The sequence below is a fragment of the Candidatus Kapaibacterium sp. genome (genome assembly GCA_025059875.1).
Classification (GTDB): Bacteria; Bacteroidota; Ignavibacteria; order Kapaibacteriales; family HRBIN21; genus HRBIN21.
On record JANXCT010000002.1, the window covers coordinates 165,753 to 188,076 of the forward strand.

At 58.1% G+C, this 22,324-nt stretch carries 17 protein-coding genes and 2 tRNA genes; 4 read left to right on the forward strand and 15 right to left on the reverse strand.

What is annotated here, in order from left to right; translation table 11 throughout:
- Positions 1–9: 9 nt before the first annotated feature.
- The 8 genes from NZ960_03355 to NZ960_03390 all read right to left on the reverse strand — a co-directional run bounded on the left by NZ960_03355 (position 10) and on the right by NZ960_03390 (position 10,779).
- Positions 10–1,176, reverse strand: coding sequence for a glycosyltransferase family 4 protein (locus NZ960_03355; protein MCS7176653.1), 1,167 nt, complete (start codon positions 1,174–1,176; stop codon positions 10–12).
- Entirely contained in the window at positions 1,173–2,882 is a 1,710-nt protein-coding gene (locus NZ960_03360; GenBank protein ID MCS7176654.1) for a hypothetical protein, read from the reverse strand. Before NZ960_03360 ends, NZ960_03355 begins: the two co-directional genes overlap by 4 nt.
- A complete protein-coding gene (locus tag NZ960_03365) occupies positions 2,866–4,113 on the reverse strand; it encodes a glycosyltransferase family 4 protein (GenBank protein MCS7176655.1) in 1,248 nt (415 codons plus the stop codon). The genes NZ960_03360 and NZ960_03365 overlap by 17 nt, the downstream gene beginning before the upstream one ends.
- Before the next feature lie 35 nt (positions 4,114–4,148).
- A complete protein-coding gene (locus tag NZ960_03370; protein MCS7176656.1) occupies positions 4,149–6,779 on the reverse strand; it encodes an SBBP repeat-containing protein in 2,631 nt (876 codons plus the stop codon).
- Positions 6,780–6,803: 24 nt separating this feature from the next.
- Positions 6,804–6,877 (reverse strand) — tRNA-Arg (locus NZ960_03375).
- 12 nt (positions 6,878–6,889) lie between these two features.
- Positions 6,890–8,527, reverse strand: coding sequence for an NFACT RNA binding domain-containing protein (locus NZ960_03380; protein MCS7176657.1), 1,638 nt, complete (start codon positions 8,525–8,527; stop codon positions 6,890–6,892).
- A 2-nt stretch (positions 8,528–8,529) separates the two neighbouring features.
- Positions 8,530–8,603, reverse strand: a tRNA-Arg gene (locus NZ960_03385).
- 1 nt (position 8,604) lies between these two features.
- Positions 8,605–10,779, reverse strand: coding sequence for a peptidylprolyl isomerase (locus NZ960_03390; GenBank protein ID MCS7176658.1), 2,175 nt, complete (start codon positions 10,777–10,779; stop codon positions 8,605–8,607).
- 173 nt (positions 10,780–10,952) lie between these two features.
- Between NZ960_03390 and NZ960_03395 the strand changes: the two genes are divergently transcribed.
- The 3 genes from NZ960_03395 to NZ960_03405 are packed head-to-tail and all read left to right on the forward strand — an operon-like array spanning position 10,953 to position 14,080.
- On the forward strand, positions 10,953–12,329 hold the full coding sequence (locus NZ960_03395; GenBank protein MCS7176659.1) for a TrpB-like pyridoxal phosphate-dependent enzyme: 1,377 nt from the start codon (positions 10,953–10,955) through the stop codon (positions 12,327–12,329).
- Between the two features lie 24 nt (positions 12,330–12,353).
- Complete coding sequence (locus tag NZ960_03400; protein MCS7176660.1) at positions 12,354–13,178, forward strand: hypothetical protein; 825 nt, start codon at positions 12,354–12,356, stop codon at positions 13,176–13,178.
- A gap of 17 nt (positions 13,179–13,195) precedes the next feature.
- Positions 13,196–14,080, forward strand: a complete 885-nt coding sequence (locus NZ960_03405; protein MCS7176661.1) for an MBL fold metallo-hydrolase — start codon at positions 13,196–13,198, stop codon at positions 14,078–14,080.
- On the opposite strand, the gene ruvC is transcribed toward NZ960_03405, so the two are convergent.
- From ruvC to NZ960_03440, 7 genes are all read right to left on the reverse strand, one after another.
- Entirely contained in the window at positions 14,043–14,642 is a 600-nt protein-coding gene (gene ruvC / locus NZ960_03410) for a crossover junction endodeoxyribonuclease RuvC (protein ID MCS7176662.1), read from the reverse strand. The genes NZ960_03405 and ruvC overlap by 38 nt on opposite strands.
- The gene (locus NZ960_03415) at positions 14,635–15,390 is read right to left on the reverse strand and encodes a YebC/PmpR family DNA-binding transcriptional regulator (protein ID MCS7176663.1); all 756 of its coding nucleotides are present in this window, start codon (positions 15,388–15,390) and stop codon (positions 14,635–14,637) included. The genes ruvC and NZ960_03415 overlap by 8 nt, the downstream gene beginning before the upstream one ends.
- 50 nt (positions 15,391–15,440) lie before the next feature.
- Entirely contained in the window at positions 15,441–16,634 is a 1,194-nt protein-coding gene (locus tag NZ960_03420; GenBank protein ID MCS7176664.1) for a hypothetical protein, read from the reverse strand.
- Positions 16,635–16,650: 16 nt separating this feature from the next.
- Entirely contained in the window at positions 16,651–16,974 is a 324-nt protein-coding gene (locus NZ960_03425) for a hypothetical protein (protein ID MCS7176665.1), read from the reverse strand.
- On the reverse strand, positions 16,971–19,130 hold the full coding sequence (gene metG, locus NZ960_03430) for a methionine--tRNA ligase (protein MCS7176666.1): 2,160 nt from the start codon (positions 19,128–19,130) through the stop codon (positions 16,971–16,973). Before metG ends, NZ960_03425 begins: the two co-directional genes overlap by 4 nt.
- A 100-nt stretch (positions 19,131–19,230) precedes the next feature.
- Positions 19,231–19,950, reverse strand: coding sequence for a 16S rRNA (cytidine(1402)-2'-O)-methyltransferase (gene rsmI / locus NZ960_03435; protein MCS7176667.1), 720 nt, complete (start codon positions 19,948–19,950; stop codon positions 19,231–19,233).
- On the reverse strand, positions 19,926–21,560 hold the full coding sequence (locus tag NZ960_03440) for an endonuclease (protein ID MCS7176668.1): 1,635 nt from the start codon (positions 21,558–21,560) through the stop codon (positions 19,926–19,928). Before NZ960_03440 ends, rsmI begins: the two co-directional genes overlap by 25 nt.
- A 102-nt stretch (positions 21,561–21,662) precedes the next feature.
- Between NZ960_03440 and NZ960_03445 the strand changes: the two genes are divergently transcribed.
- On the forward strand, positions 21,663–22,298 hold the full coding sequence (locus NZ960_03445; GenBank protein MCS7176669.1) for a CoA pyrophosphatase: 636 nt from the start codon (positions 21,663–21,665) through the stop codon (positions 22,296–22,298).
- Positions 22,299–22,324: the final 26 nt, after the last annotated feature.

Sequence of the window (22,324 nt, forward strand, 5' to 3'; positions counted from 1 at the left end):
CTCACGAGCTCAAGAGCGCTCAAGGACCCAATACAGCTCCTCCTCCCAGCGCTGAACGACGTTCTCAATTGCAAAATCCGTTGCAACTCTCTGCCGGTTTCGTGCCCCAGCTAACCGCAACCATCCCGGTTCCTGAAGAGACTGCAAGAGAGCCGACGCTAAGGCAGCTGTATCTCCCGGCGGTACAACTCTACCGTGGATCCCATCCGTCACCAATTCTGTTAAGGCACCCACTGCAGTAACGACGACAGGTAACCCTGCAGCCATCGCCTCCAGTAACGCCATCGAGAATCCCTCACTGTAGGAAGGTAGTACGAACACGTCCGCCTCAACCATAGCTTGCCTCACTGCGGAAGCGGGAAGTACCCCTGAGATGCGGATTCCATACTGTTCTTGTTGCTTTAGGTAATGGTCAATCTCGGCCTCAATCTCGGCAGAGTGCTTGCGATAGTACTGCTGCCATTCCGGTGGCAGGAAGCTGGCAGCCACTTCAGGGTCAGCAATCCGAGTCCCGATGAGCCAGAGCTCCACAGGGACCGCGTCCCGCAACTGGCGATATGCCCTCAGGAGCTCCCGAACTCCCTTCGCGAAGGCAATATGACCAACGAAGAGTAGCCGATATGGCGGAGCTTCCGCTACTACCCTCCGGCGCCTTGGGAGGCCCTCTAACTGGACCCCATTTACGAGGACTCGAATCTGCTCTGCTGGGACCAACCCCTCAAACTGTTGCCGTAGTCCATCACTTTGGACGAATACCCCCTGCAGTTGCCTCAGCCCCCATCGGATTACTGAACGCCGCAATGGAGGCTGGAGAGCAAAGAATCCTGCAAAGTTCCCCCCTCGATACTGAGCAACTACCCTCGCCCCCCAAAGACGTGCCGTTACTATCAAGACGATATCCCGAACGATCCCTACCCAGCTGGAAGAGAGCAGGAGGAAGACCAGATGCGGACGCCACCGCCACAATGCTGTGATATATTCCCGCCATACACGCACGAACTTGGCTATTCCCTTCCAGTCAAAGCGACCCTTCTCTGCATTACTCTCCCGTAGGGTGGTACGGACATGCATGAGGGCCAATCGCTCTGAACGCCAATGCCGCAACACCAACTCCATCCCCACCTCAGGCCCTGCATAGGGCGGTGGCGTCGGCACAGCCATTAATACCCGCTTCATTCCATCCACTGCACCCATGGGAGCGAGCGCACGCGAAACTCTACCACCCCACCCCCTTCACGTCGCACGGCGAATACAGGTATGCGACGGTGCCGACGCCAATTCCATTCTTGAGAAGGCAACGACAGGCCACTGTTCCTGAGAGCTTCAACTTCTGCAGAGTCGCCTACACAGAAAGTAACGATTGCCCTTAGCACCTCGAGCATCCTCTCCTCAGAGTAGCCCGGTAACTTCTGCCGCAGAGCAATCTCGGCAAGATGGGGCATAGCTATCAACGGGTCCAGAATGAGACGCCCCGTGGAAGTAGGAGCCGCCAACCGCTCCAAAGCTCGCCATAGCTCTGGTCGGGAGAGCTCAAGGCGTCCGAGAGTAAATTGCAGCTCACGAGCGGTTGTCGGATACAATCGGTTCAACGCTAACGTTCCATGAAAGTCCCCTGCTATCACGACATCCTCAGGCAGGAGCTGTGCCCGGTACCGCTTGTTGACCGCATAGATATCGTTGTCCGGCGAACGATAGAGCCATATCACCGGTGCCGTTGATACAGCAATGGCCCCAACCGCCACACTGGCCATAACCCGACTCCCATGAGAACGCACCCCAGCAACACCGAGAGCCCCTAGAGGTATCATCCACAGCCAGAACTCGTTCGAACTAGGCTCCCAGAGGATGGCTAGGAACGCCAAACCAACTCCCCATCCGACAAGGCTCCAGTATGCCAAATGCCCCGACAGCTCCCTATGGCGCTGCCGAAAGGTCTTCAGGGCTGTCCAGATAACCACGACCGTCCCTATAAGGCCAATGCCTCCTAAGAGCACAGCAGCCTCTACGGGAAGACTACGCAAAAGGAAGCGCTCATCCAGGAAGAGCTTCATACTCCATCGCTGCTGCACGTACTCCCAAATATCCCCTACCCGCAGAAAGTACTCCGGAAACGTCCACGCCCGCATGATGCCTACGGCAGCATATACGGGCGTCAGAGGCTGGAGGTGATCGTACGGCGTAAACTGCATGTGTAGTGCGTATCCCAGGACAAAGCTGACGATATCTCGGTACTCACTCTGCAGCCAGAAAGCCACCAGATAGGATACCCCGATGAGGACACTGCTGAGGCATAAGAGAGCTGCTGCCGGCTTTGGTCTTCGGGCAGCGAGGAGCAAGAGACTTGCAATAACAGCAAAAAGGGCATAGCTCTGATGGAAGAGTGCCGCAGTCCACACGCACACCGCTGCTCCCACAATCCAGCCCCATTGCCGGGACTGCTGGGCTCTTTCCACCATCATTGCCGAAGTTAGCACCATCGCAATTCCGGGGACATAGAAGTCCGGAACGACACTGTAAGCCCAGAAACCATAGCTGGCGGCCATCGTTAGCATTGCAGCAGCGATTGCCCACGTACCCTTCCACCACAGCCAGGCCAAATACCCAACGCAGAGTATCCCTACAAGGCTGAAGGCCCCAACGATAAAGCGAACGAACGAGAGCGTCTGCCGAAACTCCAGAGGCCCCGTCCAACCGAGAGCGGCGTTCACCTTTCCAAGGAAGCCTACAATGAGGTGGTGGGGGTGGGACATCCCCTCGTGGATCCGCACCACGAATGGGAGGGCATCATCGGCATAGAGGAAGTTCCAGCTCTGGCTGATGGCTACTACCAACAGCCAAAGCACGGCGACGCCCCCGAGAAGGAGCTTAGGCTGCCTTCCCATCGCGCTGGCTCACGCCTCTCTCTCGCACTCCCAGAGCCACGAGCACCTGCTCAAGGATTGCGTCGTATGAAAACCGTGCAGCGTTCTCATCCGCAGCAGCTTGGCGCCACTGACAGCGCTGAGCTTCAGAAAGGGGTGCGATCGTCTGGACTGCCGTAGCAAGTGTCTCTTCAAAGCCGTGCGGCTCTTCCCAGTACCATCCCGTGCGACCTTCCTGGAGAAGGTGAAGGAGCGAAGCACGACGAGGTAACACAAGAGGAAGCCCTACTCCTAAGGACTCATTTGCTGAGATAGCCGGCTGCATCCACACACCGAGATCTGCTGCAGCCGCTAGCCGACGCGTCTGCTCCGGTGGCAAGAATGGATAGACCGCAAAGTGCTCGGGTATCGGCTGACGTTGGATCTGCTCCAGTAGCTCCCTCTGGTACCCATCCCCCAATCCACCAACCAGCACATACCGCACTGGAAGCCCGACTCGCTGCATCTTACCAACGGCAGCGATGATACGCTCAAGACCTTTTCGCGGGACAACTCGTGTGACAGTGAGGATGAGCACCTCTTCAGGCCTCACTCCAAGTTGCTCTCGAGTCTGCTGCCGCTCCAACGCGGAGAAGAAGAAGAGCTGAGGGTCATAGCCGAGCGCTAGCACTCGTGCCTTTGCCTCCAGAAGTTCTAGCTCCTCCCTATTAGCACAGCATTGCTGCAACCATTCCAGCGTTGCCGGCATATTGCAGACGAGTAACTCAGCACGGCGAATAGCACGACGATAGAACGGACGCTTCACGAGCTCAAACCCTCGATCCTGTAGCCAGCTAACAACTCGCGCCGACAATGAGTGCCGACGGCGGTACTCATGCAACTCGCTGAAGAAACACGCGATTGGCACCTGCCTCAGCTCTGCAGCCGTCAGAATTGGTACACCGAAGAGCTTTCCCACCCCCAACAGCAGAATCGCGTCAGGGCGCCACTCCACAACAGCAGAGACAACCCCACGGCTCAGCACTGCCGAGCGAAACCGAAAGGCAACCGGCAGACGCACGAGCTCGTAGCCATCCTCGCATATCCTGCCTACGGGATAAGGCCGGCGCCGTAGCCGCCGAGCACTGGAGGAGACTGCCGTGGAAGTAACTACCCGTACCGCAATCCCTTTACGGACCAAGGTCCGAGCAATCCAGACCTCCTGATACCCCACCTCGGGCATGAAGTGGCCACATACAACGGCAATTCGCATACCAAAAGCTCTCGGTAGCCTTTCGCTCCCGATGCTCACCGTTTCACGAAGAGCCGAGTCTCCACCCTCCCTCTGAGGTACACTCGGACTCCGTAGACTCCGGGTGCCCAGCCGTGGAGGTTAATGCCTGCCTTCTCCCTGCCCCTCAAGCTCTCGCGATAAACGCAGCGCCCGAGTGGATCCACAACCTCCACTGATACCACCCTCCCTCCCTCAACCAGCAGCCATACGACCTCCGTTGCAGGATTTGGCTCAAGACGCCACCGCAGAGAGCTTACCTCTTCTACGCTCGTGCGAACGAACCGATACGGATCCGAGATACTGGAGCAGCTATCCACCGTCACCTGCACGTAGTAGATGCCATCCCGCGGCGGGACGAACTCCCGGCCTGTCGCCCCAGGGATCGGTTGCTTGTTCTCATCCAGCCACTGGTTCCCTGTCAGCGCGCTCGAGACGAGCGTATCCCCGCGCTGTCCAATGACAGGCTTCGGAGGACGCGGGGCAACGGTTACATGAACGCTATTGAGTGATCGCACCACGCCACATGCATTGCGAGCCTCCACCGTGTACCTTCCACCCTGCCAAACTCGAAGGACAGTATCCTGAGCCCTGGGAAGCGCGGTATCGTTACGGAACCACTGAAAGGCTACTCCAACCTCCCCAGCAATGCGGAGCTCTACAGTATCTCCACGGCAGAGCCGAACCCCACCTTCAGGCACAATCCTCGGCCTCCTCGGCAAGGGACGCATCGTCAGCGTAACGTTCCTCCGCCCTCGGACACTCCCACAGGCATTGTAGGCCTCCACACTGTACCGCCCCGATTGGGAAGCAGCATAGGCCGTCGCATCCTCTGCCACGACAATCGAATCACGCCACCACCGGTACCGAACCCCTGGCTGCGGCTGCAGAACGTAGAGCACAACCTGACGCCCTTCACAGAACACAGTATCGCCATCTATCTCGAGCTGCGGCTCCTGCGGACGTTGCTGAGCAGAGAGCAAGCGCCCATTATCGTTGCTGTAGGCAATCGGCTGTGAAGCTGAGACTCTGATCCGGTATTGCCCCCCAGGAGGCTGGAACGGAACGAAGACTCGCAGCCCTGTGTCTCGACGAGCCGCGACCGAATCGAGAACTAGTGGAACCTGGAAGCTTCCCCCTGCGTCGGAGAGCTCCACACGGAACATGTTGTTTGCACCAAACTCCCCGCCACGCACACGCCAGCGGACCAGAAGGCTGTCACCCGTACAGAGGACCGTGTCGGGCACTGCCTCCAACTCAAGGCTCAGGAGGTACCCCGATAGACGCACGAGGAGTCCATCGGCAAGTCCCGCCAGCGCCGACTGGTACGACGGAGGCTCGAGTGGGACATCGGTGCTCGTAGTACTCCCGACAAGCGCTATGTTCCCCGCGCTATCTACGGCGATCCCCAGAGCAGCATCGCCAGCACCCCCTCCTAGTAGAAGACTCCACTGCGGCATACCCTGCCGATGGAGCTTCAGGAGGAAGCAGTCATCCCCTTCCGTAGAGCGTTGTCCTACGCCAATCTGTGGGAAATTCGAGCTGGCCGTACGTCCAGCAATGTAGAGGTTCCCCAACGCGTCCACAGCACAGCTTGTGGCGACGTCATTCTCCCCGCCGCCGAGGAAGGTCGCCCAGCGTAGCCCTCCGCTTGCTGAGAATTGGACCGCGAACCCATCCGCTCCCCCTCCAGCATACTGAAGCTGCCATATGGGAGTAATCGGCAAATTCTGGCTCCCTGTCATCCCTACGACGGTCACCCACCGCTCCGAGGTTACCGCGATCCCCAGGGCCCGGTCGCTCTCTGTCCCGCCATAGTAAGTAGACCAGCCCCACACGCCAAAGGGTCCAAACGAGGCAACGAAGGCATCTGTACCACCCCGCAGGACCTGCTGGAAAGCATTCCGCAGTGGGAAGTTCGAACTACTGGTCTCTCCGCAGATGTAGATGTTGCGGCGGTCATCCACACAGATCGCCGTGGCATAGTCAGGTCCGGAGCCACCGAAGTAGGTCGCCCACACCCGTGCCCCATCAGGTCGAAGCTGTAGCACAAACGCATCAGTATACCCAGCCAGTCGGTTCTGGACAGCGTTCGTGGTCACAGAAAAGTTCGTACTGCTTGTGTAGCCCACAACATTCAGCAGTCCCTGAGCATCCACCGCAACGGCTGTTGCCCCCTCCTCTCCGTTCCCACCATAGTATGTCGCCCAAAGACGGACTCCATCAATGGAGAAGCACGCAATGAAGGCGTCGCTCCCTGCTGCTTTGGTGGACTGGAAAGCATTCGCAACGGGGAAGTCCGAACTCGCAGTCACTCCCACGACGTAAATCCTTCCTCCGCTGTCTACCGCAACCCCGAGGGCACGGTCATTGTCGCTGCCTCCTAGGTAGGTGGACCACAAGAGAGAGCCGGAGGACGAGAACTTTGCAATAACGGCATCTTCGCGCCCCCGGTTCTGCCCCTGCCAGGCGTTGACGACCGGGAAGCTCACCCCCAAACTCCACCCAACTACCACGATTGAACCATCTGACGCTATGGCCGTTGCTCGCAGCTCATCCTGGGCTGGCGAGCCGAGATAGGTACCCCAATCAACCGTTGGCTGAGCAAAGGCCGGTAGGAAAAGGAGAAGCGTCCATGCTCTTTGCATCCGTTCCCCTTGCCACCGTTCTAGCGCGCCCGGCAGGACTCGAACCCGCAACCCCCAGATCCGAAGTCTGGTGCTCTCTCCAATTGAGCTACGGGCGCAGCAGTGCAAATTTACTCGCTTTTTTTAGCCTCCCGCATTGGAGTCACCCATATGACCTCCTCGCGTTCCAACCGCACTGCCCCAGGAATACCTCGAACCTTGCGGACGTACTTTCGCCACGTGTAGACGACCGGTACCGATCCGGAGGAACGCAGGCGAGAGTAGTAAGCCACAATTGCAGCTGCCTGCTCCAGAACTTCTTGCGGCGGGAGCTGTCCTTTCACCGGTCCCCGCAGAATCCCATGAGCGCCCGGTGCTCCACGGACATGGAGGAAGAGGTCATGCGGCTTCGCATAGCTAAAGGTCAGCGCATCGTTACTGTTGGCATCCTTACCGACATAGAGCGAGTAGCCATGGGGAAGGTTGAAGACCCGGAAACGCTCACCAGTTTTAAGCTGGATCTCGCGGGGCGGGAATTCCTCCCTCAGGCGCTGCGCGAGCTGGCGCAGTTGGCGCAGGGAATGAGCTTGCGCCACTTGGTCGTGGAGGTGTTGAAGCCGATCTCGCTGTTCTTCCAGCACTGGTAGTCGTTGAAGGGCATAAGAGCAGGAGTGCTCCAGACGACGCGCACGCTGGAAGTAGGCATCAGCGTTCTCCCGCAGCGTCTGCGCTGGGTTCAGAGGAATACGGTGGGGCTTCCCTTCCCAGTCAGCGAGCACGATCTCCTCCCGCCCGCGCTGATGCAGGTCCGGTTGCGACAGCAGCAAGCTCCCCCACAAGCGGTAAAGTTCGCTCCGAGAAGCCTGCTCGCACCGTGCGCGTAACTCAACACATTGATGCTCTACCTGCCGACAGTGGCGATCGATTGTCTTCAGGAGGGCTGCACGCTGCTGGCGGAATTCCTCCCAGACGAGCGTCCGTCGGACGCGCTCAGCAACAGCTTCGTGGATGGATGTAAACGTCGCCGCTACTTCCGGATACTCCCTCAACGGCACCAACGACAGTAGTGGCGGTCCCTCCGGGCGCCGGAGGAGCAGCACTTCCGTGGAACCCATCAGCTCGGTAGTGAAGTGAAGGAGGGCTATGGCAAGGCTCTCCCGCTGAGATGCCGAGAGCTCTCCTAAGGGCATCTCCGGACTTAGTCCGCAGCGATAGCAGAGCTCCCGTGCATAAAAAGTCCCCAACTGCTGTTGACAGCTTGCTAGCGCTCGGAGAAGCGGGGTGGATTCAGGATACTGTGTCCACGAGAGCAGCTGTCTAGAGGTCTTATCCCACGACCACTGCCTCTCCTCTGTACCCTCTGTGGCTGCACCGAGCATCGCATGTGGCTTCCCCGTATCGTCCACGACGAACGCTCCACTCTGCGCCGTCCCAAAGAGGCACAAGATGAGCTGCTCTCCCGTATGAAGGCTCCAACGGACTTGTCGCTCTACGGGATGGAGCTCTACCAGCCGGATTACCTTGCCCCAGAGGCCCTCAGCCCATGGCAGTAGCGGCTGCGGTCTGCCCCACCTCTCTGGCCGGCGGAAGAATGTACTCATCCCCGGCCGCAAGTGCACTTCCACAAGGAAGGGCTCACCTGTAGGTGGCTCAATCTCTACGAAGAGGAGCGACTTGCCCTGCCGCCAAACGGCCAGGAGCCGAGCCCCACCAACGATCGAAGCAAGCTCTCCGACGAGGCGGCGAAGCGTCTCTCGGTGTGCCACCATAGCGCGCCCGGCAGGATTTGAACCTGCGACCCTCGGCTTAGAAGGCCGGTGCTCTGTCCAGCTGAGCTACGGGCGCGTTAGAACTCGCGGTAGAACTCACTCCGCCGGTCTACGATAGCAGCCCGATCCCGAACAGCGTTGTACCAGTAGTAGTACGCTGACGCCTTCGCAGTATTGTACAGCCGTCGGTAGAGTTCTGCAAACTGCTTCGTCTCCAACTGCTTTGGATCGGCTTCTTGGCGCTGAGTAACTCGGATGAGGAAGTATGCCCGCTCTCCTCGAATCGGTGGCGGGATGGTACCAATAGGCACGCGGTAGATCATAGCCGTTACGATAGGATCGCTGCCATACCCCTGAAGGAAACCGTTTTCCTTAACCCCCGTTGCTGTCTGAACTTGGGCGCTGGGATCAATCTCCACAATCCTGGCCAGAATGTCGGCATTTTTGAGGCGCTCATAGATGCTGTCCACCCGAACCTTCAGAGCATTCAGCTTCTTTATGCGACGGACCCGTTCTTCTATCTCTGCCCGAACGTCTGCCAATGGCTTGTAGCCTGGCTTTCGCTCATCCACAATCTGCGCGACGACGACACCATATGGCTTTAGCTCCATCGGGTCAGAGAGGCGCCCAACGGGGTTGTTGAAGGCGAATTCCGTCAATGCCCGGGAGCCGAGTACAGGAGTGGTAGCCTCAAAGAAGGCTGTCTCCACAGGGTTCCGCTTAAGCCGTCGAGCCAACGTGTCGAAGGGCACACCCTTCTCTACCTGCTGTTTGAAGCTGTAAGCCTCCCGAAAGACCTGGTTGCGGCTCGCAGTACTGAGTCCTACGGTGAACTCGATCTCGCTATAGGCGATCCGATCTGAAGACTTTGCATGGACTGCGATGATGTGGAACCCAAACGGACTTTCAACGGGCCCCACAATGCTACCAGGCTGGGCAGCGAAAGCAGCATCTTCGAAAGGCTTGACCATCCGTCCCCGCGGGAACCATCCTAGGTCGCCTCCTCTCTCGGCCGTCCCCCGGTCTTGAGAGTACAGTCGCGCCAACTGCGCGAAGTCCTCCCCTGCCTTAGCCCGCTGTAGAATCTTCTGAGCCTCAGCGCGAGCACTATCCTTGTTCGTCCCAAAATTGATGAGGATATGGCTTGCATGGACAACCACAGTATCCCCCGGCTCCCTCCGATCAACCCGGAAGAAGTAGAACTTACCCATGAGTTCCACGGGACCAATCACTGCCCCAACGGGCTGCGTTGCCAAGTGGGAAGCCTTCTGGAGGTCTATGGCTGCAAGGGAGCTGAGACCGTAGCTTCGGCCTTGGTGCTCAGCCATCAGCAAGGAGAAGACCGAGTCCCGCTGGGCTGCTGGAGCCCGTTCCAGTTCTGACCGGACCCGTTCCAAACGGCGCCGCAAATTTGCCGTGTCTTGGGCTGTCGGCTCCAGTGGGAAGATAACGTACTTGAGCTTACGAGCTGGCTTCTTCTGCCGGAAAGCCTCTTGGTGCTGGCGATAGTAGGCTTCGATGTCGGCATCGGTTATCGAAATCTCCTTGTCCGGAATGCGATCGATCGGGTATGCAACATAGGTAACATCGGCAGAGCTGTTCTCTACGACATATTGGCGTCTTGCATAGCTCGGAGAGACTATGCTGCCAACGAGATTGACAAGGGAGCGCATGTGCTCCCGTGTACGGCTATGGCGGATGAAGTCCTCAATCCGGAGCAGATCCCTCTTCCATCGCTCCACCGCCTCCAGCGGATCAACACCGCTATTCGGATCAATGTACTCAGCCAACCGCTCTGGCTGAGTAACCAGCTCTATGTACCGGTCACGATGGAAAGTACCCGCGGAATCCGTAAACGGCTGCCGTATGTACTCCGGCGGGTTATCCAGCAAGATGTCCCACAACTCTCCCCGAGTCACAGGAAAGCCAACCTTGGCCGCTTCCTGGCGCAGTAGGATCTCCTCTACGACAATGTCCCAGATGCTCTGCCGGATTCCAGCCTCGTCAATGGCAACTTCGTCCCCTGCAGCTCGGCGCTGCTGCTCTATCTGCTGCTGGACGCGTTCGTTGAAGTCTGCATACCGGATGTCCTCTCCGTTGACTTCACCAACAGCCGCCGTCGCCAGGTTTCCGCGAAGATGGAGGACATTTTGCAGATCGGCGTCCGTCGCCACCATGAATGCAATGAATACGACGGCAAACAACGCCAGGAGGTACGGCGAGACCTCTCGCATTCGTGAAATGACGCCCATGAAAGCCCGCTGTGTAGTCAAGAAACCTTCCAGGGCTTGCAAAGTTACGAAGGACCCATCGGACGCATGCCAACTACTACACTAACCGCAGGTTGAGAGCTGTGTACTTCCGGTGGGTTGTATCTTTGTGCAGCACCAAAAACGACAGGCAGTCCAACTCTACGAGGGTCGTGATGCGAACGAAGTTTATCCTGGATGAGAGCCAATTACCACGAGCATGGTACAACATCCTGGTGGATCTCCCGGACCCCCTCCCTCCGCCACTCCATCCTGTGACCCTACAGCCTCTACGGCCCGAAGATATGGCTCCACTCTTCCCAGAAGACCTCATTCTCCAGGAAGCTGCAGCAGGCCCATATGCAACCCGCTTCGTGGACATCCCGGAACCTGTATTAGAAGCCTATCGCCTCTGGCGTCCTACACCGCTCTATCGCGCCCGCAGACTAGAGAAGCTCCTGTCCACACCCGCGGAGATTTACTACAAGTTCGAAGGGGTCTCTCCGACAGGCTCGCACAAGCCCAATACTGCAATTGCCCAAGCCTTCTACAACAAACAGGCAGGGATCCGGCGCCTAACGACAGAAACGGGTGCAGGACAATGGGGTAGCGCCCTAGCCTTTGCATGCCACTACTTCGGACTAGAGTGCAAGGTCTACATGGTTAGCGTCTCCTATCACCAGAAGCCCTACCGCCGCGTGCTCATGGAGCTCTATCGAGCCACAGTCGTTCCCTCACCATCTGCAGATACGAGTGTAGGCCGGCGCTATCTTGAAGAAGACCCGAACCATCCCGGCTCCCTTGGGATTGCCATCAGTGAGGCTGTAGAAGATGCCCTCCAACGTGAGGACACCCATTATTCCCTTGGCTCGGTACTCAACCACGTACTGCTCCACCAAACCATTATCGGTGAGGAGGCACTGCGCCAGATGGAGCTCGTCGGAGCATATCCCGACATCGTCGTCGGATGCGTTGGAGGTGGTTCCAACTTCAGCGGATTAGCCCTCCCCTTTGTGCGAGAGAAGCTCCTCGATGGACGCTCGACACGCATCATCGCCGTTGAGCCGACCGCTGCTCCATCACTCACCAAAGGCATCTACACTTACGACTTCGGCGATACGGCTCGCATCGTACCGCTACTCAAGATGCATACGCTCGGCTCCTCATACGTGCCACCTCCTATTCATGCAGGCGGTCTACGCTACCATGGAATGGCACCCATCGTCTCGTACCTCTACCACAAAGGGCTCATCGAAGCCGTTGCTGTCCCTCAGCGAAAGGCATTTGAAGCAGGTGTCCTCTTTGCCCAAGCCGAGGGAATTGTGCCAGCACCAGAAGCAAGCCATGCGATAAGAGTTGTGATTGATGAAGCGCTCCGCTGCCGAGAAGAAGGGGTGAAAAGGGTGATCCTCTTCAACCTCTGCGGCCATGGCCACTTTGATTTAGCTGGCTACCAGCGCTTCCTTACCGGGGAGCTGGAGGACTACGAATACTCGAAGGAGCTCATCGAGCGTGCTATTGCAGAGCTCCCAACAGTGCCCGAGCCTCTGTAACTGGGCACCATCCCTTCTCAAACAATGACTCCGGACTCTATCCGGCTGCAGATCGTAGCCATACAGCAGCTCGTCCTCCACGAGGAGACTGAGCCTGGACGAGTTGCTCAACTCCAATCCCAACTCCAGCAGAGCGGCATTCTTCGCAATCCCCCAATTGCTGCACCCTTAGAGGAAGGGACCTTCATCGTGCTTGACGGAGCAACACGGATCACAGCGCTGCGACAGCTGGGGATTCCTGCAGTTCCTGTCCAACTGGTTGACTACCCTGGACCTCAGGTCCAGGTCCGAACGTGGTGTCACTTCCTGCCAGGCTGGACATTGCCGCTCTTCCAACGAGTAGCTACTCAAGCAGGGTTTACGACGCTGCTTTCCCAATGGCCACAAGCACAAGAACTCCTTGCAGACCACACAGCCGTCGCGTGTGCGTTTGACCAAAACGGTGAAGCACTTGTGCTTCCTCCGGCGTCTCTTTGCCCCTCGCTCTGCTCAGCACTGCAAGCCCTGGTACGGGGCTACTCCCATCCTTACCCCTTCCAGCGCGTGGCGTGGGAAGAAATCCAGGAGCTCGTACAGCATGGAATCTATCAAGACGGCATCTACGTTGCATTTGCTCCTTTTACCCCAGAAGAGATCCGTGCCTTAGCCCTCCGGGGAGAGCTACTCCCAGCCGGGGTGACACGCCACACGATTGCTGGTCGCCTCCTCCGTGCAAATATCCCGTTGATGCTACTCCAGTCAGGACCAGCAGAGGCAAAAAACCAGCTTTTCCAGCGCTGGTGGCACAACCGTCTGCGCACCCACCGCTTACGCTACTATCCCGAACCCACGTTTGTCTTCGACGACTGAGCAAGGCCCACGGAGCCATGCTACAGATTGGGCGCTTCCAGATAGACGTCGTAGAAACCGGCCGTTTCGGCCTGGACGGTGGAGCGATGTTCGGGGTTGTTCCCAAACCTCTGTGGGAAAAGGCCTACCACCCTGCCGATCCGATGAACCGCATCCCAATGGCAGCTAGGGCATTGCTGATTCGGTGGGACAGTCATGCTGTACTCGTTGATACCGGTAACGGCTCCAAGATGTCCGAGAAACAGCGGCAGATCTATGCGATTGACTCTTCCCAGTACTCCCTAGAACGCTCACTCTCTTACCTTGGGCTCTCGCCAGAAGATATTACCGCCGTGATTCTCACCCATCTCCACTTCGACCACGCTGGTGGCAGCACCTACTACTCTCCAACTGGCGAATTACTTCCAACCTTCCCTAAAGCTCGCTACTATGTCCAACGCGATCACTTGCTTGCGGCACGGCACCCTACAGAAAAGGATCGTGCCTCCTTCATCCCAGAAGACTTTGAACCACTGGCATCCCTTGGACTGCTAGAACTTCTCGAGGGCGAAGGAGAGCTCTTCCCCGGCATCTATCTCCTCCTCACCCATGGTCACACCCGCGCGATGCAGCTCGTGCTTGTCAGCGATGAAGGGCGGCATCTCCTCTACTGCGCAGACCTCTGCCCGACAGCAGCCCATATTCCCTACCCCTACATCATGGCATACGACAACTTCCCCCTGACAACGCTGGAAGAGAAAAAGCGCATACTACCTAGAGCCTACGAAGAGGGCTGGATCCTCTGCTTTGAGCACGACGCCTTCGTTCAAGCTGGCCGCCTGCAGGTAACCCCAAAAGGATTTGCACTCGCCGAGCCTCTCACGATCACGACCTACGACCCGCTCCCACCTCAAGTGGGGTAAGGACCCGATCGGGGAACTGCTCGATGAACTCCCGCCATGTTCGGGGCCGTTGTGAGTCGACTCGGTAGCGGCGAAAGACATGGCAAAGTGCTACTGCCAAGGCGTCGGAGACATCATAGAAGCGTGATTGCTCCACTTTCTGCCCTGTGTCTTCGTCACTAAGCAGACGGTACACCATGTAGTGCACCTGCCCCTTTGCTGCATTCCCACGTCCAGTAATTGCCTGCTTGACTTCGCTAGGAGTATACTCGATGACTGGGATTCGTGCTAACCCCAGGCTCAGAAGTACAACGCCGCGAGCTTGAGCCAATTTCACTAGCGCTTGAGCATTCCGAGCATAAAAGCTACTTTCTACAGCCGCCTCATCTGGCTTCGTTTTGTGGAGAATTGATTGAAGTTGTTCGAAAATAAGGCTCAACTTTGCTGAAAGTCCTTCTGCTTGCTCCGTTGCTATAACGCCCTGCTCCACTATCCATATCCGTCCATCTTGCCAACCGATAACGCCATAGCCACATCGGATGCTGCCTGGGTCAATTCCAATGATCCGCAACGGCCTACGCATGTTGCAGCTCTTCCAGGAGAGCGTCGTCCATCTCGAAGTTGGAGTAGACGTTCTGCACGTCGTCCAAATCCTCAATTGTTTCCAAAAACTTCAGCAAACGCTCCGCCTGCTCACGCGTCTCTATGCGGACGGTGGTTTTGGGTAGCCACTCAAGCTTTGCCTCCTTAACGACCAGGTTGCGCTCTTGGAAGAACCGCTGGCAGTGGGCAAGCTCCGAAGGAGGACAGTAGACGATGTAGTTCCCATCACCTCTGACGACGTCATCAGCACCAGCCTCCAGAGCACACCCCAGCAGCTCCTCTTCAGATAAGCCACCAGTCTCTACATACAGGACTCCGCGGCGCTCAAAATTCCAGAGCACGGAGCCTGACTCTCCCAGGCTTCCCCCAAGCCGTGAGAGCGTCGAGCGAAGCTGCGAGACTGTCCGATTGCGATTATCTGTTGCAACCTCTATCAGCAGTGCCACACCGAAGGGACCATACCCTTCGTAGAGGACCTCTTCTAAGTGTTCTCCCTGTAGCTCCCCTGTCCCACGCAGGATAGCTCGCCGGATATTTTCCATTGGCATATTGGCCGCTCGGGCATTCTCTATCGCTAGCCGCAGCCGTGGGTTTGCTTCCGGATCACCTCCACCGAGGCGTGCTGCAATTGTAATCTCTCGAGCCAGCCGGGTGAACAGCTTCCCTCGACGGGCATCTACAACAGCTTTCCGATGGCGAATGTTCGCCCATTTGCTATGGCCTGCCATCGCAGCTCGTTGTACCTAAGGGAACAAGCCGACTGTGAGGCACAAATTTACTACGTCCGTGCAGCTTCCTCTGTCCCAAATAGGCATCCCGACGACCCTGCCCATGGCATATCGTTGTATCGGACTCCCATCATTGCTGCTCGACCTGTGCGTGCCAGGGACATAACGGGCAGCGGTTGTTCCCACTCAGGGAGCCACACCAGCATAACCCGTAGCTCCACAGTGTTCATGCCCACTGGAGTGTAGATGCATGGAGCGTAGGCAATCCGTTCCTGGAGGAGATACAGCCTCCGCGCCTCCTCCGAGAGGGATCGGACATGGTCCAGCGTGGGATTCAGGACAACACCCTTGCCAGCAAAAGAGAATAGCGGCTTAAGCACGTAGTTTTCCACGTCTTCGGGAATACCGTCCGACAAGCGCAAAGAGTACGGCACTAAGGGATGGCGGAGGTAAGGTAGCGTGAACTTGCTCATGCGGAAATACCAGTTCGGATGCCCTGCCCATTCCACTGCTAGATCGTCGGTCCATCGGAAAGGAAGCTGAACGCCGTACTCCTGGAGCTCGTCGACCACTACCCGGTTGAAGATACGCCGAACCGGTACCCACTGCCCGTTGCGCCGGCGGTAAAGGTAACGGCCGCGCTTGCGAAGGCTACAGATATCCACAGCCTCTATGCCCAACTGGCACTGCAGCGCCGTGAAATCGGGACGGGTCTTCTGCTCTTCCGGACGATAGTCAACCAGTACCACCTCCTCCGGGGCGTGATCGCCAAGGATGGCCCGGCGAAGGATGTCCCAATACGCCTCATCGGAGAGGTTGCTGAGGGTGTAGCCCCAGTGCTCCCCCAACCGGTACACCTCGCGAGCAAGGCGAGCATAGAAGTACTGGTAGCCGAAGAGAGACGGGAAGCCCTGGATCTCCACCACTCGTAGCCCCAATCTCTCCTCGCCTTCTTGTACAACAGCGAAGTCCACAACGGCGAAGAGCGGCCGTTCGGGCTCGTTCGGAACTCGATACTCCGGCGGAATGGCCTCTTCAGACAGCCGGCGATACGCCTCTGCGGTGCACTGAACTGTTATCTCCCGAGCAGCTTGCTCTAGCTGGTATTGAAAGTCACGAGAAACAAAGATCGGAGCCTCGCAGACTCGGAACTCAATTCGAGAACCCACAGCCTCCTCCAGCCTCTTCCGAAACTGAGCGTACCGCTCCGGCGTGTAGTGCTGCTCAACGAAGCGTCGCTGCATCTGAGGTAACATCTGCCTAAGGACCTAGCTGTTCTCTCGTAGAGGGGAGATACCGCGGGGGCACTGTGGGAAGTTGGAAACCATAACGCTCAGCAGCAGGGACTACACGCTCTGGCATCTCCATCCGGATGAGCTGCTGGTGGTAGAACAATGCCACTGACTCCAGCGAGTCGCAGACACGCTGGAGGCGCTGGATTTGCCGGATGCGTTCTTCAATGGCAACGACGTTGTGGACGTAGGCTACCAGCAGTACGTTGCTCCCAAGAATGAGAGCTATCAGCAAGAGATACCGTAGCCGCTGCCGCTGGCGATGGAATCCTGGCAATGTCTGTTGGCTCATCGCACTTCCGCCCCGCTAGGTACATCCCGTTCAGGAACAAGCAACACTGGGGTCCCGTCGGACGCTGTAGCAGCCAACAGTATGCCCTGTGACTCTATCCCGCGAATGACGGCTGGCTTGAGATTCGTCGCCACTACGATGGCCCGTCCGAGGAGCTGCTCTGGGCTGTACTGCTGGGCAATGCCCGCGACGATACGGCGCTCCTCTCCACCGATGTCTACCCGCAGGAGCAGGAGCCGGTCTGTACCCGCGATCCTCTCCGCAGCGACAACTTTCCCGATGCGGAGTCCCAACCGTTGGAGTGTCTCCAAGGTTGCGTAAGAATCCTGTGTCTGTAGCGGCATCTCCTGACCCGAACTTGGTGGGCTACCCAGCTTCTGTCGTTGAAGGGCAATCCGCTGCTCGGGGAACTTGGCAAACAGGAGCCGAGGCTCCGCTAAGAGGTGCCCTTGGGGGACTTCTGGATAGACCGCACTCAACCAGAGATCAGCCCTGCTTTCCGATTCCGACACGTCACCGATACGAGCGGGCAACTGTAGTAAATGCCATAAGCGCCGAGCGGCGAAAGGAACTACAGGGGCGAAGAGAATCGCCAGGCTCCGCACGAGCTGGATACAGAAGAAAAGCGTTCGGGCACATGTGGCTGGTTCTTCCACAATCGTCCGCCATGGAGCCATATCGTTGAAAAATTTGTTTGCTGCTCGCGCTAGCCCCATGGCTTCAGCCACAGCATCCCGGAAGCGAAAGTAGTCATAGTGCTGAGCTGCCTGTACTACCCTACCGCAGAGCTCCTGGAGCAGGAAGCGTTCCTCTCTACGCCATCGGTCACTGAATTCCAGCAGCTGTCCTCGCCACGCTGCGTCAGCTAAGGAGCGCCACTCTGCCAGGAGCTCCTCCTTTTCATCCGACACCAGTTCTGGAACCTGTCCTCCCCAATACCGATGAACGAACTGAAGGGTTCGATGGACAAAGTTGCCGAATGCAGCCACAAGCTCGTTGTTCGTCCGGGAAGCGAAGTCGCTCCAAGTGAACTCCGAATCCCGCGTCTCCGGGAGGTTCATTGCCAAGGCATACCGGAGCGCATCTACGGAGTGCTCCTCGGGGAAGTCCCTGAGGAAATCCCGAACGTCTACACTCCAGTTGCGCGACTTCGAGAACTTTGCCCCTTCCAAGTTCAGGAACTCGTTTGCCGGCACGTTATCCGGAAGGATGTAGCCGCCATGCGCCATGAGCATGGCGGGAAACATGAGGGTGTGGAAGACGATGTTGTCTTTGCCGATGAAGGCCACATAGCGCGTTCCGAGGTCTGTCCACCAAAGGCGCCATAACTCGGGCTGGCCCCGTTCCTGAGCCCACCGGTGAGTTATGGAGATGTAGCCCAGGAGGGCCTCAAACCACACGTACAGCACCTTGCCTTGTGCTTCCGGTAGCGGGACCGGGACCCCCCACTCCAGGTCCCGTGTGATCGGTCGGTCAGACAGACCACGACGGAGCCAGCTTCGGGTCTGCTGGAGGACGTTCTCTTTCCAATCGTGCTGGTGCCGCTCTATGTACTCTTCCAGGGCATTCTGGAAGCGGCTCAGTAAGAAGTACCAGTGCCGGGTTCGGCGCACGACAGGAGGTTTGCCCGTGATCCGACTCCGTGGATTACGGAGTTCCAGCTGGTTGTAGTAGGCCCCACACTGGTCGCACTGGTCACCCCGAGCAGCTTCGTAGCCGCAGTATGGGCACGTCCCTTCCACGTATCGGTCCGGCAGGAAGAGGCCGGCCTCGGGATCGTAGAACTGCTCCTCTTCGCGGGGTTCCAGGTACCCCTTTCGCAACAGGGCAAGGAAGAACTGCTGAGCGAACTCCACGTGCAAGGGATCCGTCGTACGCCCATAGTAGTCAAAGCTCATCCCCAGCCGCTCAAAAGCGAGGGCATTCTCTCGGTGGTAGTGGTCCACGAGCTGCTGCGGCGAGACGTTCTGCTGTTCTGCAGCAATCGTGATAGGTGCCCCATGTTCATCTGAGCCGCAGATGAAGAGGACCTCACGGCCTCGGAGGCGGGAATATCGGGCATAGAGGTCCGCGGGGAGATAGGCTCCAGCACAGTGACCTAAGTGGATGTAGCCGTTAGCGTACGGCAAGGCTGCCGTGATGAGGACGCGCTCCATTCAAACAGCGATGAGCACAGCTCTAAGGGGACGTTGCAAAAATACCGAGCTGCCTAGCTTAGTGTCTCTGCTTCCTCTTCATCCGAGATCGCGCTGGAAGCTACAGTCGGTGTCTCGGCTCCTTTAGCACAGAGCACCCTTCAAAGCAGAGCACGAACTCTCCTCGGAAGCGGAGCGTGCGAAAGCGTTCGAAGAGTTCGGCGAAAGTGCCGTAGTGGTGGGTCTCGTAGGGCATCGTCAGATTGCAGCCGACGTAAGCATGACGATTGGGCATGATGGCAGCAGCATCAGCCAGCAGTTGCCGAAGGCGGTAGGGAGTCTCTAGGAGAACGACTGTCCGAGGCTCTTCCGCTAAGGCCTGTAGCTGGCGGCGTCGCTCTTCTGGTTTACGGCTCAGCATCCCACCGAAGAGGAATTGGTCCGTGGAGAAGCCGCTCCGTACCAGCGCTGTGGTAATGCTCGAAGGGCCTGGGACAACGACCAACGGCAGTCCTTCCTGGAGCACCCTCCGAATGAGAAACAGCCCAGGGTCAGCAATTGCTGGCATCCCAGCGTCTGAAATCAACGCAACATCCTTGCCAGCCCGTAGGTACGAGAGGACTCGCTCTGTTGCCTCTGGCTCATTGTGCTCATTGAGGGTCTCCAGAGGCCTGTCTATTCGATGTGCCCGCAGTAAGCGGGCCCCCACTTTGAACTCCTCGCAGAAGACCACAGAGCAGCTCTTCAGCACTCGAAGCGCCCTCAGGGTAATGTCGTCTATGTCCCCAATAGGTGTGCCCACGACGTAGAGGGTACCTACGGCGCCGGATTCAGCACCCATCTGCACTCCCGATGCTGACCCACCACAAAGCACACGAGTGCAACCCCCCGAGGCACAACGCTGCGGGGCAGCCGAGCCTGCAGTACCCCGTCAGGAAGCGTAGTGAGAAAGCTGGAGAGATCTACGGCTCGCCCTTGCAGCGTGTAGAGGAGTAACCGTCCCGATGCTGTTCCTACCTGCTGTAGTGTACATCGCAGCAACAGCTCGTCGCCCACCAGCACAGTCGCAGCAGGAGACATTGGTACGCTACTCGGCTCACTCCAGAGAACGCGTAGTTCCAGCGGACGGACCCCCGCAGCGAACCGGAGCCGCACTCGGAACTCACCTACAGTCCGGCGTTCGGCTCTCAGCGAGAACTGTAGCCATCCAACGCGGAGAGGCTCCACAATGCTATCAACCACAACCTGCTCTATCACGACCCCCTCAGGGATTCCCAGGAAGTCAACAGCCCGAAGCTGTGCTGGTGCCCAGCCACGGTTGAGGATGGCCACTCGGTAACTCCATTGCAGAGCCTCTTGTCGATACTCTACGAGCGTGTCCGAGAGAACTGGCTGGGGAACAGGTGGAAAATCCGCTCCTCCGCCGATTCGGTAGAGCCGTCCGACAAGCTGAGGACGCTCCACGAACGGATTGGCCCGCCCTTGGATAGCAGCAATGCGCCGTGTACGCTCCCGCTCCCATGCATCCACCGTGTCCTGATTATGCCACTGGCGCAGGAGTGCTTCATAAGCCGCAGTCAGCATGCCGGTCATGTTGCCATAGCGGACGGCAATTGCAAACAATGCCCGCGCGGCATCACCCTTATGAGCATCCCGCGGCTCAAAGACCTCAGCTCCTGCGGAATCAAACCCATATCGGGAACCCCCAAGCTGCCAGAGGACCCTTCGGACAATCCCAAAGGGTAGGTTGCTGCGCCGCTCGTTTGCCTCAGCTAATGTTGGGAAGAGGTGATGGAGATCGCTCACAGGCGGGAGGGTATCCGCCCCACGACTCCGCGGCCAGGTATGCTCTACGTTGAACACCGTAGGCTGCGGAAGCGGTGGGACGCGAATGGTTCGCCCTGTATACACACACTCCACTGTCCCACTGCGGTTGTCAATAGTAAAGAAGATAGCCCGCCGGGCACTATCGTATGGCAGAACGAGCTGAGATTGGAGCATCTCCCGAAGTCGCTGTCGAAGTGGTTCGCCCCACAATCCGTTGGTAGAGGCGTAGACCGTATCGGAATCCACTCCAAAAGCGCGCAGATGGCACGTCTGCGTCCATTCCGCAGCAGAGCAGCGCAGGCGGAAGAGCACGAGTGCCTCTTGGTGGATATTGTGGAGAGGCCGTACGAAGACCCGCACAGGGGTACGACTGCCTGGAGCTAATGTCTGCGGGGCCGAGAACTCCACACCGAAGGAAGCCCACGGTGGCTGCAGGAGCTGCACCGACAGCACCTCAACGGGCTCACGCCCTGTATGCTCGATCCAGAGCCGTTCTTCCCGCAACTGCCCTATCGGCACAGTACCGAAGTCCACCACTTCCAGGCTCAGCCCAATCCCACACCAGAACCCCCAGCTCTGGCTTGGGACGAGCACTGCCAATAACAGTAGCCACCACATCCACATCTGACACGCGCTCAGCCACAGAGGTATAGCAGCGCGCAAAATTACGCTCCACCCATAGCGTCTACCTTTTGCAGTAAGGCTATCCCACGGCCTCTCGCTGAGATGGCAGGATGGATAGAGTTCCTCCAACGCCGGCTCTCGGAGCCCTTACCTGGACAAGCCGCCCACCGAGTCGTCATGCCCATTGTAGAAGGCCAGGAGCGCCTGCTCATCCCCCCAAAGGACAGTAGACTGGCTGCTGTTCTTGTGGCTTTTTTGGCAGCAGCTTCTGAACCTACGTGTGTGCTGACGTTACGAAGCCACCAACTGTCACGCCACCAAGGTGAGTGGAGCTTCCCTGGTGGGATGGTGCATCCGGCGGAGTCTCCAACGGATGCCGCGCTACGGGAGGCCGCCGAGGAACTAGGCATCCCACCAGAGCAGGTCGCTGTCCTAGGAACGGCAACCCCTGTCTATGTCCCTGCCTCCCATGCTGCTGTCGTGCCCGTTGTCGCTGTCCTCCAAGGTCACCCGAATTTCCGCCCTAACGGGGAAGTCGCCGAAGTCTTCCTGCTGTCTTTAGAGTTCCTCCGCCAGCTCCCGCTCCGCCGCGCGGAATGGGTTCGGAACCACCGCATCATCCATGCCCCGTATTGGGAGATCCGCCCTCCGGTCCCCCTGTGGGGAGCCACCGCTATGATCGCCAATGAGCTCCTTTGGCTCTACACTGAGTTCCGCCAAAGCTGTGCTCGTCTGTAGTACCCCGGTCCGGCGCATTCCCGTAA